We start from the raw sequence: 16,546 nt of genomic DNA, 5'->3' as shown, positions 1-16,546 counted from the left end.
AGTTAAAGTTTTAGCCTTTCGTTTCATCAGCGGGTGAGGAGCGCGCTGGTAGTTTTGTTCACCCAGAACAAATTAATCCAATCAATAGCTCCTCGGTCTCCCAATGTTGAAGCGGATCACGCAGCACCTTAAGCGCAGCAGCGCCCGGTTTTGTCGCGACAGGCGAGGGGTCGTCGCGGTGGTCATGGGTATTGCAGTCATTCCCGTTACCGGGCTGATTGGTGCTACAGTTGATTTCTCGCGGGTCAGCGAAATTCACTCAACCTACCAGAGCGCGGCCGATGCTGCGGTTCTGGCAGCTGCGACGAGCGGCCTGAGCACGCTGGCCCAAAAGCAGAATCTGGCCGATGAAGTGTTCCGCACCCACGCGCCTGAAGGGAGCCACCGGATCGGCCAGATAACCCTTTCTGAGAGCGAACTGGGCTTGCATATCCGGGCGGCCGGCCAGATGGACACAACTCTGCTGAGTGTCATGGGCATTGATGCGGTCGACATTGGAGTCGAAGCGGTGGCGCAAGGCGCTAGCGCACCGCTTGAGATCGCCTTTGTGATCGATGCAACCAATTCGATGACGTTCGGAAGCCGCTGGACGACGGCCTATGACAGCCTTGACCGAATGCTTGAATCGCTCGACGGCGCGTCTGCAGGGCCGGAGGACTTGCGTGTCACCGTCATCCCGATGGGCGATATGGTGAACATCGGCGAGCAAAATGCCGGTTGGATTGAAACGTTCCAGATGGGTGACCTGCACAACTACACCGATGCCGAATATGAAGCGTTCAGAGCGTACGATACCGACAATGACGCCAGTGACTGGGAACTTGATCAGGATGACTGGTCGGGTTGCGTGTTTGCGCGGGAACAGCCGACAATGGCCAACCCTTATCGGCTGACGGATGTGCGCGCGAACGTTGAAACCTTCATTCCCCACGATCCGGACCAGGAGTACGGCGTGCATGGCTTGCGCTCGCTGCGATGTCCGGTGCCCATCATCGGTCCGAGTGAAGACATGCGGCAGATCATGCGCGATGTTGCGGACATCCGTCCCGCTGGCACGGGTCGGTTTGATGAGGGTATGGCTTGGGCCTGGCGGTCGCTGTCTGTCAATTGGCGCAATGATTGGGGCATTGCAGGCTATCCGCGTTCAACCGAAGACGTGCGCAAAATCATCGTGTTCATCACCGATGGCAACTCCACTTTTGAAGTTCGGTTTTTCGACGGTCACGATGAGTATGGTCACAATAACGCGGGTGTTGAGATGCTCTCCAACCTTGTGGCGGTTTGCGAAAGCGCTAAGGCTTCCGGGATCGAAGTCGTGACGTTCTTCATCGAAGGCAACCGGCATGCGGAGAAATACATGCAGGATTGTGCGACGTCGTCGAGCCACTTTTTCGATGTCACGCGCAATGTAGATATGGAAGACGCTTTCTCCACTCTTGGCAGCCGTCTGCAAGAGGCGCGGCTCGTCCGATAAGCTCAAGAGATTGCATTGAAAGCCGTGTTAGAACAAAACGCTTCTGCAGCTTAAGCAGATGGCGCAGCGAAGGTGCTGGACAAAAGCATCTGCTACTTGTCATGTGCCCGCATGGCATGCGAGCTCAAGCCGATCCTAGTTGTCTTGCATCAGGAACACTCGACTCCGGGTCGAGTGGGCCAAAAACTCCGTGCGCTAGGATACCGTCTGGACATTCGAAAGCCGCGCTTTGGCTGCCCTTTGCCGGACACCCTCGATGACCATGACGGAGCAATTGTCTTTGGTGGTCCCATGTCCGCCTATGATGACGAGCCCTTCCTCAAAAGGGAATGCGATTGGCTTGACGTGCCGTTGCGTGAAGGTGCGCCGTTTCTGGGCTTGTGTCTTGGCGCCCAGCTATTGGCCCAACATCTGGGTGCCCGCGTTGCCCCTGATCCTCAAGGGCGCGTTGAAGTTGGATACTATCCATTGGAAGCTACTGTAGAGGGCAAACGCGTCATGGAGTGGCCCAAGACGGTCTATCAGTGGCATAAAGATGGCTTCGATTTACCCGCTGGTGCAACCCGCCTAGCAACCTCTTCCGGGGCTTTCCCGGAACAGGCTTTTCAGGTCGGACCGGCGGCCGTCGGGTTGCAGTTCCATCCAGAAATGACTGCAGCGATGATCTATAAGTGGACGGTCAAAGGAAGCGAACGTCTCGCTTGCCCTGGTGCCCAGTCGCGTCGCGAGCACCTTGAGGGCCGCTTCCTGTACGATCCTGCTATGAACGCATGGCTTGATCGCTTTTTGACGGTTTGGCTTGCTGGGCGCCGCGCCCGGCTTTCTGGTGACAGCCTAGGTGCTGACCGAGCCGTATCGACTGACGTGACGATTTCAACGGCGGCGGAATAGGGGAGCTGGGCGCCATCGCGCCCTGCAATCTTTACGGTCAGGCTGCAACGTCAGCCGATGAGGCATTGAGAAGCCCATAGCGCTCCTCACCGATGGTCTCGAGCAGCTGTAGCTGGGTCTCGAGGAAGTCAATGTGCCCCTCCTCGTCTCGAAGCAGTTCCTCGAAAATCTTCATTGAAACATAGTCGCCTTCATCGTGGCAGATGTCGCGCGATTTCGAATAGGACGCGCGCGCGTCATACTCTCCTGCCAAGTCAGCTTCCAACACTTCCTTGACCGTCTGACCGATGCGCAAAGGCGCAAGCGTTTGCATATTGGGGTGGCCTTCCAGAAACAGAATCCGTTCGGTGATACGATCCGCGTGGACCATCTCCTCGAGCGATTCTTGCTTTTCCTTGGCGGCCAGCTTGCTGTAACCCCAGTCTTCCAGCATGCGGTAATGCAACCAGTACTGATTGATTGCCCCCAACTCGAGAAAAAGCGCCTCATTCAAGCGCTCGATGACTTTTTCGCTGCCCTTCATGGCGTTCGTCCTGTGTACTCTGGGCGGAGAGACATCTGTCCCGACCTCTCCGCCGCGCTCCCGAAAGAAACTTTGCGGCCGACAGGCGGGTTGCCGGGCAGCCTAATCGTCGCGCTGGCGAACCGGGGCCAAGGCTATCGCTTGAAAAGCGTTGGACCGAACCGGCGCTAGACCCGGTTTGGCACCGGGTATGATATCCTTACGCTCCAGGACGTAGCCTGGATTGCTAGTTTGGAATTCTTCTAATCTAGCGACAATTAGACCAACAACCTGCGGAAAGCAACCGCAGCATTTCCCGCGCTTTCCCAGCTGCTTGTAGACCAAACCCGGTGTGATCAGACGGAAGCGATCAGCGCTTACCAGCTCCTCGATGGCTTGCGTAATTGCTTGTTTGGTCAGAACATTGCAGTGGCAGACGATCATTGGTGCAGTAGACGGTTCAGCCGGAAAGGACTCGTGTGTTCGCGGCAGACGCCCATCGCCGGACTGGCCGGATGATGGTTTGAAAGCGCCTGTCGCTTTTACCCACCATTTTCCCCTTCGATGCGTCGGCTGCCATCCCTATAAATACGCAAACTTGCATTTTAGCTGCAAGAAAATAATCACCAGCTAACATAACCAATCAACGGTAGCGAATGTATGAAACGTCCAGCTAAACCTTCGCCGACCTCTTTGGGCTCTGGCGGGCTCACCCGGCGTTCGGTTGCGGCATCGGCGCTCGCTGTCGCAAGCGTATCAAGTCCCGCCCTCTCATCAGCAGCCGTAGGAGCGCTCGATGAGGCGCGGTACCAGTCTGCCCATGCGTTGACGATTGGCATGAGCACATACGCCCGTGCCCGGTCCCTGCGCCACGGATCCGCAGACGCGCTATCCGTAGCCGATGCTTTGGCGGCAAGGGGCTTCAGGCTTCACGATGGTGCTGCAAAGACGGATTTAACGCGAAAGGTATTGGTCGATGCGGTTCGAGCGTTCGCGGCAGATGTCCCGGAGAATGGTTTGGCCTTTGTATGGATCAGTGGACATGGAATAGCGCATCAGGGGCAGACATTCCTACTACCATCTGATGACCAACATGTCCGCTCACGCGCAGACCTCGCCACCCAGGCTGTGCCGTTGAGTATGATCGTCGGATGGCTGGTTGCTCGGCAAAATTCCCATGCTGTTCTCTTTATCGATACCTGTCGCGCCAACCCGCTTCCCTTGGATAGTCCAGATGGCACACGCGCCAATCCGGCGATCAGTGATCTGGTAGCCCCTGGTTCGGGCTCGAACGGTTCAGTTACGCTGATCTATTCCGCCGCACCGGGACAAATCGCATCCGATGGGTCGCCGGAAGCTGGCAACAGTCCCTTCGCGCTGGCTGTGCTGCGCGCTATCGCAGCTGGCGATTTGTCATCGCCAAAGATGTTCGCGCAGCTAACCAAACAGGTTCGTAGCGCCTCTGATGGATACCAGACACCATGGATGGTGCAGGCGGGTTTGGCCCCATCACTCCTCGCTGAATTCTAACCGATGGAGAGCCTGAAAATGAAGACGCCTTTTGACACTGCGAAGTCGGCGCTGAGCGTAGTCACCATGGTGGGTGCACTTGGCTGCACGTTGCCTCTGTTGCCTGTGGGCGTCACCAGCAATGCCGAGGCGTTTTGCTCAGATGGCCGAGTTATGGGCGGCTGCGTTACCTCGATCGAAACCTTCCCGTACATGGTTTCGTTGTTCCGGATAGGTGGCCTATCCATCCGCGATGCGCATTTCTGCGGCGGCACTGTCATAGCGCCGCAATGGGTTTTGACTGCTGCCCATTGCATTGATGACTTCGTGCCGACCGACCCAAGCCCGATGGCTGTCGCGTTTGGTTCCACCAGTCTTGATGCTGGTATGCAGATCGTTGATGTCGAAACCATCTTCGGGCATCCTGATTATCAGGGTGTTGGCGCGGACGATATTGCGCTGCTTCGTCTTCGGCAGCCCATTTCTGTGACCACTAGTGAACTGCCGCCTGCGGACGAACTGGAGGATCTTGAGCAACGCGGCACAGACGCCATTGTTGCTGGTTGGGGTAATGCGCCTGGCGCGTTTGAGGTGTCCGGAAGCGTTGGGGGCAAAGGTCCCGGCTTTGAACAGGAGGTTCGCAGCGTCTTCGGAACATCCGCCGTCCTAGTGGCTGCGGAGGTGCCGATCGTGCGGAACAGCCGGTGTGACGAACGCGGTGATCCCGAGGCGCTTTGTGCAGGCTACAGGCGCGATCTGATTGATGCGTGTGCAGGTGATAGCGGCGGCCCTTTGCTGGTCCCACACGGTGATCGATATGCGCAGATCGGAATTGTATCGGGCGGAACACTGTGCGCTGAAGACGGTGAGCGCTTCACCACTTACACGCGCGTTTCAGCTTACGCAGACTGGATTGCCGCTACCGTAGCCGGCGAAACCGAGCCAGCCGATTTACGACAGTACCCTGATTTTACGTTGGACGCGACGTATGCTGATGAGGAACTTGGTGAAGGTTTTTCCGCAGCACAGGGTGCCTTTGATGTCGAGGCCGGTGGTTACATTCCGGCGGGAGATACGCTCGAAGGTTGTGCGGGGTTCGTCGCTGAGGCGCCTGACGTGCGCATCACCTATGAAACCAGTTCGAACCGTTCGCTTATCCTATCGGTAGTTTCGGATGCTGATACCGTGCTGCTGATTAACCAACCTGATGGCAACTGGTTATGCAACGACGACCGTGTCGAAGGCGATGTCAATCCGCAATTGACGCTTACCCGACCGCTTGCCGGCCAATACGATATCTGGGTTGGCACTTTCAATGATCCCGATACGCTCGGCGAATTCCCCGAGGCTCAGCTTAGGCTGTCTGAGCGCTAGGCGTAAGGGTGGCAAGGCTTACGCTTGCACGCGGGAAATTACGTAGACGTCTTCGTTATCTATTAACGCTGATGGGGCATTGTAGTGGTCCGTTTTTTGCGCGCCACGAAGGATGCCCTCGCCGTGTTTGCTTTGTTCCAACAAAAGGCCAAACCGCTCAGCGAGGAAAACGTCGCCCTTCCTCAACTTGCCTCATCGACTGCGGCATCTGACGCGACACCGGAAAGCGTTTCTCCGGCTGATGGTACCAGGCAGACCTTTGCCGAGGTTGCCGAGAGCCTTTCGACTTTCGGTGTCGAGATGGTGGACGTGTGTGGCGCGATCGAGTCGGCCAACGATGCGACCCGCGGGCTGACAGACAGTTTTGTCGCACTCAGCGCGATGGCTGACCAAACGTGCGAGCAGACCACAATTATTCGCGACTCCGTCACATCCACCACAATGGTGGCTGAAGCATCGACGCAGTCTATGGCTGACTCACGTGACGCCTTGGGTCGCGCCGCGTCCGATATCGCACGGCTCATCGAGGCCGTCAGCAAGATCAATACACAGCTCCAGGGTCTGCAGGCTGCTTTGGGTAGTGTCTCTGAGGTATCAACCTCAATTGATCAGATTGCCCGCCAAACCAACTTGCTTGCACTGAACGCGACCATCGAGGCTGCCCGAGCCGGTGAAGCAGGCAAGGGATTTGCGGTCGTTGCTGGAGAGGTCAAACAGTTAGCAGCTGAAACATCGCAAGCGACGCAACAAATTCAATCAACTCTCGTCGATCTTCATACCGAAGCTGACGCGTTGATTGCGTTGGGCCAAGATGCGCTGGCCGGTGTCTCGGACGTGAAAGAGAGCACGGGAGCGCTTGACCATGTGATTGAAGAGCTCTCGACGTCCATCGGTGAGATTTCATCAACAAGTGCGGTGGTGGAAGCCGGTATCGGCGACATTGAAGGTACCTCGCAATCGCTGGTCGCCAAAGTGGCGACCATTCAAAGTGCTATCCAAGAGAACAATGAGATCATCAGCGCAGCGGCCGGACGGATAGGTCGAGCAGTTGATGAAACCGACCGGCTTGTTGGGGTCACCGCAGACAGCGATCTGGCGACCGATGATGGCCGCTTCTTGTCGATGGCGCGCAAGGCCGCCGCTGAAATCGAGGCTAAGATCACGCAAGCGCTCGAGACCGGAGCGATCACGGTTCCGAAGCTTTTTGATCGCGACTATGCCCCTGTCCCTGGGACGGATCCCCAACAGGTCGTCACGGCGTTCACCGATTTGGCTGACCGCCTGTTTGCCGACATTCAGGAGGAGGTTGCCGAAAGCGACCCCCGGATAGTGTTTTGCGCAGCGGTGGACGTTAATGGCTACTTGCCGACGCACAACGCAAAGTTTTCCAAACCGCAGGGATCAGATCCCATTTGGAACAATGCCAACAGTCGCAACAGGCGCATGTTCGACGACAAAGTCGGTTTGCGTGCCGGTCGCAATACCGATCCGTTCCTTATTCAATCCTACAGGCGCGATATGGGCGGCGGGGCATACGCCATCATGAAAGACCTTTCATTACCGCTGCATTTTGGTGGGCGACACTGGGGTGCGCTTCGTTTGGCTTACAAAGTTTGAGTTTGCGACCGACCGATGGGTCGTGCACGGCCTATTAAGGTTATCAGTTTACGCACATTGGCAACATTGTGACACAGCCGGCTTCCCTTCTGCTATTTTTGGGTATGGCGATGTCATTCAAGGCGGAAGACGTCGTGTCTAACGCCGGAGAGGCCAGCACGCGTGACGAAAGTCCTGCATATTTGCGAGACCGCGAAGGGCGGCCCGGCGACTTACCTCAACTTAATTGCGGACGCTGTTGGTCGCATCAATAACGCCATAGTCGTCCCGTTGAGCCATGCAAGCTATCTCGACGCAGATCTGCGGCAGTATCGCTTTGGGCACACACGGCGCTCCGTCGGCAGCCTGATTCGTATGGTGCGTATGAGCTTGAAGGCTATGCGCGAAGAGAAGCCAGACCTTCTGTTTTTTCACTCCACATTTTCACTTCTGGCTCTGATCGTCTTGAAGCTGTGCCGCGTTCGGACGCCTAGCCTTTATTGCGCGCATGGTTGGGCAGCTCATCGCTACGACGAAGGGAGCTTCAAGCGGAAGCTGACGATGCGTATCGAGAGCCTGTTGTCCGGCTTTCCCGACATGGTCATCTGCGTGTCGAAGCACGATTTGAATTTTGCGCGTGAGCACGGCTATCGCGGCAACTATCAGTTGGTCGAGAACGGCGTACCGGATCGTGTCTTGGACGCGCGAAGCGACCTTTTCCTTCCAAAACCCGGCGAGCCAGCCCGCACAAACCTTCTATATGTCGGTCGGTTCGACCGCCAGAAGGGCCTTGATATCTTGCTTGAGGCGGCTGATCGGATTGTTGGGCCGCGCCCAGACCTTCATTTGCACGTGGTGGGTGCCGCGGTGCTTGAAGCGCCAGCGGTACGCCGTGACCTTGCCAATGTCACCTTTCATGGCTGGGTTCCGCGTGCACGTATCGATGATTGGTTTGGCTCGGTGGATGCTTTGGTCGTGCCTTCACGTTGGGAGGGCTTGCCTCTGGTGATCCCTGAGGCCTACCGAAATGGCACGCCTGTGATCGCGTCAACGCGCACAGGGATGGCCGCTCTGATCGATGAGGGCAAGACCGGCTACACCTTCGACCTGTCGGTCGATAACCTCGCGAACATTCTTGAATTGGTGTCGAGCGAAACGCTTCGTTCCATGCGTCCGGCAGCGCGCCGCTTATTTGATCAGCGCTTCCATGCCGACAGGCTGCGCGAGCATCTTGGTATGGTCTACAATCAAGTGCTTGCCAAAGCCGGTCGCTTGCCGACCGTCAAAAAGGACGACAAGTCTTACGCGAGTGCTGCCTAGCATTGCTGATGCAAGCCTCAAGCTGCTAGCGATTCAGGCTTTTTTCCCGCAATGATCATTGCTAGAATATCATCAACCGATACCGCATCGACATCGACCACGCCGACCAGTTCGCCGTTCTTCATGACAGCTGCACGATCGCATAGTTCTTTGACCTGGTGCACATCATGGTCGATCAGGAAAATCCCCAGTCCCTGTCGTTTGAGCTCTTCAATAAGGTCCGCAACCATCTGCGTCTCTTGCGGTCCAAGTGCGGCGGTCGGCTCATCCATGATTAGGATCTTGGCGTTGAAATAGACGGCACGCGCAATCGCTACCGACTGCCTCTGGCCCCCCGACAGCGCCGAAACAGGTGCCGAGAACTTCTTAAAATTGGGATTAAGTCGCCCCATGATGCGGCGCGTCTCCGCTTCCATCGCCGCATCGTCCACCAGGCCGGTCATGTTCGTCAGTTCACGACCGAGGAAAAGGTTGGATGCGGCATCGAGGTTATCGGCCAGTGCCAGCGTCTGGTAGATGGTCTCTATGTTGTAGCGGCGCGCATCGCGCGGATTGTTGATCGTTGCTGACTTTCCGTTGATGAAAATCTCGCCGGCATCCTTGTGATAGGCGCCCGACAGGCACTTGATCAGGGTGGATTTGCCCGCACCATTGTGGCCTAGCAGTCCCACAACTTCCCCAGGATAGAGATCCACCGAGACATGGTTGACGGCCTTGATACCGCCAAAGGCAATTGAGATATCCTTAAGCTCGACAAGCGGTGTACCGCTGCGATCGACAGGTGCTTTGCGGTTTGTGGTTTCGGTGGCCATCACTTGTCCCCCGTGCGCTTGCGGTAAATGGTGTCGATCAGGACCGCGAGGACCAGAACCGCACCTACGACCATGTTCTGGAAGGGTGCGTCCACGCCAACCATCGCCATCCCCGATTGAAGCGATTGCATAATGAGAGCGCCCAAGATCGCGCCGTAGATCGTGCCCACTCCGCCTGCGAGTGCGGTGCCGCCAATCACAGCAGCTGCGATCACCCGCAGTTCGTCGAGCGTTCCTATGTCGTTTGAATGATTGGCGAGGCGGGCTGAGGCTACCACGGCCGATATCGCGACCAACGCGCCCATGATAGCGAACACTTTAACCGTTAGCATGCGGGTGTTGATACCCGATAGCTCCGCAGCGTCGGGATTGCCGCCGGTGGCAAAGATGTACCGTCCAAGCTTCGTCTTGCGTGCCACAACGGTCATGATCACCGCGATCGCAATCAGCAGGAGTACCGAAATCGGTAGTCCGTATGACGCGGTGAAGCCCTCAGGCAGCTCCTCGCCGCGCGCCGAAAACTGCCGCTCGAGAACGCGCTGCGGAACCTCATAGCTGTTGAGAATTGAAATGAACCCCATAATTCCGAAAACAGCCAACGCCGCCAGAACGCCTTCAGCCCACATCGGCTTGACGGGAAAGTCGTGCGCTAGTTTTGCCTGGCGAGCCGCAAAAAGTGCGTACAGGGCGCCGAGGGTCAACAGAGCTCCGACGATCCAGCTCCACTGCGCGCCCAATGTTCCGGAAATCCCGCCGAAAGCGCGGAACGTCTCATCCAGAGGGCCAATGGTCTGGCCGTTGGTGATGTACCAGCCGACATTGCGCCAGACCAACAGCCCCCCGAGAGTGACGATAAAGGCGGGTATTGCGAGGTAGCCGACCAAATAGCCTTGGAAAGCGCCAAGCAGGGTTCCAACAGCTATCCCGACCAAAATGGCAATCCACGGGATCATCGGGTGGCCAATTTCCAGACCAAAGAATTGCGGGATCCACGCGGTCTGCATCATCGCCATCATGGCGGAGCAGGTGGCCAGCAGCGCACCGACTGACAAGTCGATGTGCCTGGTGACGATGATGAAAACCATGCCGGTCGCCATAATGGCGACGGATACCGTTTGGATGGTCAGATTGAAGATGTTGCGCGGGGTGAGGAAGCGCCCGCCGGTCAACAAATTGAATACGATGCAGATGACGATAAAGGCCGCGACCATGCCCAACAGGCGGACATCGATCTCAAGCGATTGAACGAACGAACGCTTGGGTGGGTCTGCCGCTGCGCTCGCATTGGCATCATTGGTGGTGTCGGCCATGTGCTATCCCCGCATGACGCTGTTCGGCAGGCGCAGCAGTCTTTATCACTCTGAAAGAAGGGCCGGACAGCTGTGCTATCCGGCCCAATCAGGTTGTTACCGGTGCATCAGTTGCACGGTGCCGGGCCACCCGAAACGCCCTGGCAAAGCGCTTCCTGTGTGATCCAGCCGGCATCAACGACAAGGCTGAGGTTGTCGGCGGTTACAGGGACTGGCTCAAGGAACACGGCTGTCATTTCCGTGCCGCCCGGAGAGGTCCAAGACTGCGAGCCGTCGACATCAGCCATCATCGCGCCACCGGCGAGGGCAACCGCAATCTCGCCTGCTGCGCGACCAAGGTCGCGGGCGTCTTTCCAAACCGAAACGGTCTGGGTGCCCAGTGCAACGCGGTTGAGGGCGGCATGATCGCCGTCTTGGCCGGACACAGGGATACCCTCCATGCCTTGTGCCGTGAGGGCTGCCACGACGCCGCCAGCGGTACCGTCGTTGGAAGCGACAACTGCGTCCACATTGTTGTCCTGCGCGGTCAGGATCTGCTCCATGTTGCGCTGGGCGTTCGCCGGCAGCCAGCCGTCGGTATAAGCTTCGTCGACGATGGTGATGGCACCAGAAGCAATTGCCTCTTGCAGGACTTCCTGCTGGCCGCCGCGCAAGAAGTCAGCGTTGGGATCTGTGGGTGAACCCTTGATCATCACATAGTTGCCCTCGGGCTGTTCCGCGAGAACGGCACGCGCCTGCATCCGGCCGACTTCGATATTGTCGAACGTCAAGTAAAAGGCGCGCGGGTCTTCAATCAGACGGTCGTAACCAACCACAGGGATGCCGGCATCGTCGGCGGCCTGGACGGCTGGGCCGATAGCCTGAGCGTCCTGGGCGAGAATGATCAGTGCGTCGACGCCCTGTGCAATGAGGCTTTCTACGTCTGCAAGCTGCTTGGCAGACGACGACTGCGCATCGGCGGAAACATATTCCGCGCCCGCGGCCTCAAGAGCGGCGACGATAGCCGCTTCATCTGTCTTCCAGCGTTCTTCCTGAAAATTCGACCAGCTGACACCAACGGTGATGTCCGCAAGAGCTGGGGTGGCAAATCCGGCTGTCGCGACAACAGCGGCGGCAAGTAATACGCGCATGGGTATCCTCCCAAAATTGTTTGTGTGTTGGTCGTGCTGCGTTGGTTTTTGTTTATCTTTTTTATTGCACTTGCAGCGCGCGGTGCACGAGACGCACGCGAAGGCGATGCCGGACTTCAGCCCAGTCAACCAACATCATGCCCGGTCTGGATGCTATGTGAAAGGCCCTATCATCCTTCCAATGTGCGACTTTCGTTGAAGGCGTGTCGCGTAGCAGAACGTGGATCGATCAAATATCGTTCCTGAAAGAGAAGCGAAGGTGGAGCGCACTGTGCTGCAAAAGCAGATTTTGCTGTTGATCGGGATTGGGGCGAGCGCGCTCATCAGCTGCGGAAGCTCGTATGCCGAGCCTCTGTCTCAAAAACCTACTTTTGAGGATCAAAGCGATCAGGTCGCATCCCATCGATATGAGGGTGGCTGGGAGCATTTCGTCGGTGGCGGGGTAGCGGTTTTTGATTGTGATGGTGATGGTCTTCCAGAGATCATGGCGGCAGGCGGCAGCAACCCCGCCAAGCTGCTGCGTAACCTGGGTGATTTTCGCTTCGAACGAACCGACCTGCCCGAGCTTATCGGCGTAACGGGCGCCTACCCGATCGATGTAAACGCCGATGGGTGGCAGGACGTTTATGTTCTGCGCGCTGGTCCCGATCAGGTACTAAAAGGTGGGCCGGATTGCAGCTTCACCGATATGACGGCTGAGTTGGGTCTCGCATTTGAAGATCGATGGTCGACCGCCTTCACCGCATGGTGGGAGCTGGGAGACGAGCGACCGACCATCGCTGTTGGCCACTATGTTGACCGCGACGATCCTGACGGGCCGTTTGAGGCGTGTGACGATAACTTGATCTTACGGCCCGAGGGCACAGGCTATCGGATGGAAACGCTTGCGCCAGGGTTTTGTCCGCTCTCGATGCTTGCCGCCCGCGATGCGCGCGGGCGCGTGACACTGCGCATTTCCAACGACCGCCACTATTATGTGCGTGGTGGGTCTGAACAGATGTGGGATATCGCAGAGCGCCGCTTCCTTGATGAAACCGATGGCTGGGATGGTCCATCGCTCTGGGGCATGGGCATCGCAAGTCGCGACCTGACCGGTGATGGGCGCGATGAGGTTATGCTCACCTCGATGGGTGATCAGCTTCTGCAGATCGCCACATCGGATGGCCGCTATGCGCCAGCGCCCTTTGCTCAAGGCACCTACGCAACACGACCCCATACCGGTGGAGATGGACGTCCGTCGACAGGTTGGCACGCTCAATTTGGCGATATCGACAATGATGGGCTGGCCGACCTGTTCATCGCGAAAGGCAACGTGGATCAGATGCCGGGTAATGCGATGGAGGACCCCAACAATCTGCTGATGCAGCAAGCGGATGGCACGTTCGTCGAAGCGGCTTCGGGCGCCGGGGTTGCGACGACTGCGCGAGCGCGTGGGGCAGCCTTGGCGGATTTTGATGGCGATGGGCTTTTGGATCTCGTGGTCTTGAACCGTCGGGCGCCGATGGAATTGTGGCGCAACATGACGACCGGTGATGGAAACTGGTTGTCGATTGCGCTTGAACAGGAGGGTGGCAACCGCGATGCAATCGGTGCCATTGTGCGGGTCGAGGCGGCTGGACGTTCACAATCTCAGCAGAACACAATCGGTGGCGGTCATGCCGGGGGGCAGGCCGTACCTTTGCACTTCGGACTTGGCGAGGCCCAGCAGGCAAGCGTGACGGTCATTTGGCCGGAGGGCGATGAGACAGTCCACGAGGTGGCATCAGGACAGCTTGTCCGTCTCTCTCGCTAGTTATTCCGGATTGGTTACGGGCAACCCACTTGGCACCGTTTGCGGGATGCCGAGCCGTCCTGTCGTCGCGACTGGGTCGGTCAGGCTTTCGAGGAAAGCCATGATTGCTGATAGCTCGCTGCTTGAGAGCCGACGGGTGCCTTGTTTGGACGTCGCAACAATTGCGGCGCTTTCTGCAGTGTCCTGTGACACGCGCCAATCATTCGAACCCATTGGCGGTAGAACGACGTCGGGCGTGTAGCCCACGGTCGCATCGGCATGATGCAGGATAAAGGCGTCAAGGGACGCATGGCCGCCAGCATGGCCCCAGGGGCCAGTTAGAGTAACGTTGCGCAGAGCGGGTGTACGAAACGCATAAAGGTCGGCCGGGTCGCCCGTAACCCTGAACCTACCTTCATCGCGTGCGTGTGTTTCGAACCGTGCTGTCTTTCCAGGCCCTAGCTGAGGTGCTCCCATAGCGTGGAAATCGTGATCGGTTTGAAACGGGCCGGAATGACAGCTGGCGCATCCAAGGCCACCCGCCTCCAGCGGACGATAAAACAGATCGAGCCCGGCCAGCGCTTCGGCAGGTAGGGTGTCTTGACCTCTCAGGTGGGCATCAAACGGGCTACTATCGGACCGGAACTCGTGGATCATGAAGGCGGCGATTGCGTCCGAGATATCGGTGAATCCGATCTGGCCGGCATAGTGGATATGATCGAAATGCGCGACGAACGCACTGGCGTATTCCGGGATCGCTGCGACACGCCGGCTGATCAAATCCCACGCGCCGCCATCACCGGTTATAAACCCCTGTCGCACCGCCTGACTTATAGGGTTCTCGGAGTAGTGCCCTGCCATTTCATCGGGGCTTAGGACAGGGAACATGGTTTGGGCGGACAGCATCGACGCGAAGCCCTGCATCATGTCCGCGCCCAGCGGTGTGCGCATGCCGCCTGCGAAAGTGTCATCAAGCTCGACGCGGCCATCATGAAACAGTGTTCGGTATTCGCGCGCTCCCACATTCCAAAGCGCTTGGGCGTTGCGTGGGATGCGTTGTTCGGGTGGGTTCTCCGGATCGACCACCCGATCTGGGCCGAGCCCGATGCCACCATCGCCTATGCCTAGTGACAATCCGTCCCCAGTACCGAAGGCTGGGTGATGGCAGGTCGCGCAGGAGACCTCTTTGTTGCCCGATAGAATCGGGTCGTAGAACAGCAGCTGCCCAAGCTTTGCTTGATCCATGTCGACCGGCAGATAATCTGCGTCGGTCACGGGTTCAGGTATGCCCGGCTGCACCAGTCCAACAGCACTCGATCTTGCCACAAGCGTCGCAAACACAAGGCAGACTGCGAGTAAGACCGATGCGCGAACCAAGACGCGTTCCCCAGCGATTTTTTCCCCGAGCCTAAGGCCTAATCATCGGCTGCTGCAAGGGCCCTCAAGCGGCGTCTATGTCTGGATCACAATGATGATTACGCAAGCCAACATCGCGATGGTGATCGGTGCGAATGCCAGGCGTTCGGCTTTTGATGCCGTGACCGTGCTTCCCAGAGCGGTCAACGCCGTCAGTCCTGTTGCGACCCAGAAGATGAGGGGATACCAATTAAGGTCTAGGATACCCGACCTATCTGCAACCGAGAGGCCCATCGTCGTGAGGATCATGGCTTGGATGGCAGCGGCTTGGCGGAGGTATGGGGGCAATTGACCTGGGTAGCGGCCACCCATCGTGAAGGCACCGAGGGCTGCGCCAGAAGCCAGCGCCATCTGAAAGACCACCAAAATGATGATCAGAAAGCTGTAGACGACACCGGCAACAGTCAACAAGAAGCGCCCGCCTTGTTGAGATGACCTGTTGACCGTCGAACTGTTTCCGCAATGTTTGAGAACTCGTCGGCCAGCGGGCTTGATGTCCGCCAGATCATACCAACGGTCCGGCTGGGTTGCGGCTCTGAAAAGCGGGCAAGTGCGACAGAGGCTGACCTTGTCTCGACCTCAACTGCCATCTCCGGGATGAGGGTGACGCCGATCCCTGCTGCAACCATTTGCACAAGGGTTGAAAGGGAGCTGCCATCCATCAACTCGCGCGGCCTAGGTTCACTAATTTTACAAAAATCGAGTGCCTGATCCCGAAAGCAATGACCTTCTTCAAGCAGCAGGAGCTGCATATCGCCTAGCTTTTCTGGGCTTGGAACTGGCCCCGGTACGTCCGTTTGAGGTCGTACAAACAGGAAGTTCTCCGTTAGCAACGGGGTTTCGGTAAGCGTGGGTCGTGACACTGGTAAGGCAAGGATTGCCATATCGAGCCGGCCCTCGAGCACATCCTCCACAAGTCGTGGCGTTTGCGTTTCGCGAACACGCAGGTCGAGGCCAGCATGGTTGGCGTTAAGCTCTTCAATGAGTCTTGGGAGCAGGTAAGGCGCGATCGTTGGGATGATGCCCAGCCTCAATGGGCCGGGAAAACCATCGGTTGCCGCGCGCGCTATGCCCTCAAGGTCGTCGATGTCGGAGAGGATGCTCCGGATGCGCCCGGCGAGCGCTTCCCCCAATCCCGTCAGAGCGACCCGGCGGGCGCCGCGTTCGAATAGCGGTGCACCGAGCAATGCTTCCATCTCTTTGATCTGCATCGACAGGGCTGGTTGAGACACCCCGCTTGCTTCAGCAGCCTGACCGAAATGCCGGTGCTCCACGAGGCTGTTGAAATAGCGCATATGCTTGATGGTAAGCCCAAACATCAGAAAATCTTATCGCAATTATCAGAAATTACAAGTTTCCCTAATTGGACCTACCTGATAAGCATTCTAAATCACGTAAGTATCCCTACGCAGTTCGGCACGAAATCGGGAGCGGGCCGAAC

General features: G+C 57.6%; 14 protein-coding genes. 7 read left to right on the top strand and 7 right to left on the bottom strand.

Annotation, left to right across the window (positions count from 1 at the left end):
* Nucleotides 1-103 precede the first annotated feature (103 nt).
* Together AAF739_11090 and AAF739_11085 are read left to right on the top strand one after the other, a co-directional pair.
* Complete coding sequence (locus AAF739_11090; GenBank protein MEM6383210.1) at nt 104-1,474, top strand: pilus assembly protein TadG-related protein; 1,371 nt, start codon at nt 104-106, stop codon at nt 1,472-1,474.
* 111 nt (nt 1,475-1,585) lie between these two features.
* Nucleotides 1,586-2,365, top strand: coding sequence for a glutamine amidotransferase (locus AAF739_11085; protein ID MEM6383209.1), 780 nt, complete (start codon nt 1,586-1,588; stop codon nt 2,363-2,365).
* 37 nt (nt 2,366-2,402) lie between these two features.
* Here AAF739_11085 and bfr read toward each other — a convergent pair whose 3' ends face one another.
* Nucleotides 2,403-2,888, bottom strand: a complete 486-nt coding sequence (bfr, locus tag AAF739_11080; protein MEM6383208.1) for a bacterioferritin — start codon at nt 2,886-2,888, stop codon at nt 2,403-2,405.
* Nucleotides 2,889-3,527: 639 nt separating this feature from the next.
* Here bfr and AAF739_11075 point away from each other — a divergent pair.
* The 4 genes from AAF739_11075 (at nt 3,528) to AAF739_11060 (ending at nt 8,666) form a co-directional block, all read left to right on the top strand.
* A complete protein-coding gene (locus tag AAF739_11075; protein ID MEM6383207.1) occupies nt 3,528-4,397 on the top strand; it encodes a caspase family protein in 870 nt (289 codons plus the stop codon).
* Nucleotides 4,398-4,415: 18 nt separating this feature from the next.
* Nucleotides 4,416-5,750, top strand: coding sequence for a serine protease (locus AAF739_11070; GenBank protein MEM6383206.1), 1,335 nt, complete (start codon nt 4,416-4,418; stop codon nt 5,748-5,750).
* 123 nt (nt 5,751-5,873) lie between these two features.
* The gene (locus AAF739_11065; GenBank protein ID MEM6383205.1) at nt 5,874-7,367 is read left to right on the top strand and encodes a methyl-accepting chemotaxis protein; all 1,494 of its coding nucleotides are present in this window, start codon (nt 5,874-5,876) and stop codon (nt 7,365-7,367) included.
* Nucleotides 7,368-7,529: 162 nt separating this feature from the next.
* The gene (locus AAF739_11060; protein MEM6383204.1) at nt 7,530-8,666 is read left to right on the top strand and encodes a glycosyltransferase; all 1,137 of its coding nucleotides are present in this window, start codon (nt 7,530-7,532) and stop codon (nt 8,664-8,666) included.
* A gap of 17 nt (nt 8,667-8,683) precedes the next feature.
* Here AAF739_11060 and AAF739_11055 read toward each other — a convergent pair whose 3' ends face one another.
* From AAF739_11055 to xylF, 3 genes are all read right to left on the bottom strand, one after another.
* The gene (locus AAF739_11055; protein MEM6383203.1) at nt 8,684-9,478 is read right to left on the bottom strand and encodes an ATP-binding cassette domain-containing protein; all 795 of its coding nucleotides are present in this window, start codon (nt 9,476-9,478) and stop codon (nt 8,684-8,686) included.
* The gene (locus AAF739_11050) at nt 9,478-10,788 is read right to left on the bottom strand and encodes a sugar ABC transporter permease (GenBank protein ID MEM6383202.1); all 1,311 of its coding nucleotides are present in this window, start codon (nt 10,786-10,788) and stop codon (nt 9,478-9,480) included. Before AAF739_11050 ends, AAF739_11055 begins: the two co-directional genes overlap by 1 nt.
* A 107-nt stretch (nt 10,789-10,895) precedes the next feature.
* Entirely contained in the window at nt 10,896-11,918 is a 1,023-nt protein-coding gene (gene xylF, locus AAF739_11045) for a D-xylose ABC transporter substrate-binding protein (protein MEM6383201.1), read from the bottom strand.
* Nucleotides 11,919-12,240: 322 nt separating this feature from the next.
* On the opposite strand from xylF, the gene AAF739_11040 reads away from it, so the two are divergent.
* Nucleotides 12,241-13,710 carry a CRTAC1 family protein gene (locus AAF739_11040; GenBank protein ID MEM6383200.1) on the top strand — a complete coding sequence of 490 codons (1,470 nt, stop codon included), beginning with the start codon at nt 12,241-12,243 and terminating at the stop codon, nt 13,708-13,710.
* Here AAF739_11040 and AAF739_11035 read toward each other — a convergent pair whose 3' ends face one another.
* The 3 genes from AAF739_11035 to AAF739_11025 form a co-directional block, all read right to left on the bottom strand.
* A complete protein-coding gene (locus tag AAF739_11035; GenBank protein MEM6383199.1) occupies nt 13,711-15,030 on the bottom strand; it encodes a cytochrome-c peroxidase in 1,320 nt (439 codons plus the stop codon). It lies immediately after the preceding gene.
* 111 nt (nt 15,031-15,141) lie between these two features.
* Nucleotides 15,142-15,516, bottom strand: coding sequence for a hypothetical protein (locus AAF739_11030; GenBank protein MEM6383198.1), 375 nt, complete (start codon nt 15,514-15,516; stop codon nt 15,142-15,144).
* Nucleotides 15,510-16,424 carry a hydrogen peroxide-inducible genes activator gene (locus AAF739_11025; protein MEM6383197.1) on the bottom strand — a complete coding sequence of 305 codons (915 nt, stop codon included), beginning with the start codon at nt 16,422-16,424 and terminating at the stop codon, nt 15,510-15,512. The genes AAF739_11030 and AAF739_11025 overlap by 7 nt, the downstream gene beginning before the upstream one ends.
* Nucleotides 16,425-16,546 lie beyond the last annotated feature (122 nt).

Source organism: Pseudomonadota bacterium (genome assembly GCA_039024915.1).
Taxonomy (GTDB): domain Bacteria; phylum Pseudomonadota; class Alphaproteobacteria; order Rhizobiales; family MH13; genus MH13.
This window is presented reverse-complemented; position numbering and strand designations above follow the sequence as displayed.